The following is a 255-nucleotide window of genomic DNA, read 5'->3' as shown; positions in this document are numbered from 1 at the left end:
TGTCCTGCTGGATTTCCGAGGGTTTGACCACGACAGTTTCAAACTTGGCTTCCGGAACAGGCAGATGCAACTGGTCGGAAGTCTTGATGTCCGCTGCCTCCTTGAACATATTCATCAGCTCCGGCAGATTAAAGAACTTGGCAAAACGTGTGCGCGCACGGTAGCCGGTTCCTTCCGGCGCAAGCTCAATGGCCGTGGTGGTCTCGCCAAACGTAGAAGCCCATGCATCAAAGTGGGTCAGTTGTTTCTGCTGGA

At 53.7% G+C, this 255-nt stretch carries 1 protein-coding gene; it reads right to left on the bottom strand.

All coding sequences use genetic code 11. The annotated features are described in order from the left end of the window. A partial coding sequence (locus tag P0G09_RS20800; RefSeq protein ID WP_275253628.1) for a hypothetical protein occupies positions 1-255 on the bottom strand: 255 nt, incomplete at both ends.

It is taken from the genome of Faecalibacterium sp. DFI.5.82 (genome assembly GCF_029076575.1).
Classification (GTDB): domain Bacteria; phylum Bacillota; class Clostridia; order Oscillospirales; family Ruminococcaceae; genus Faecalibacterium; species Faecalibacterium duncaniae.
Note: the sequence above shows the minus strand (reverse complement) of the source record. Positions and strands in the feature narration are given on the sequence as shown.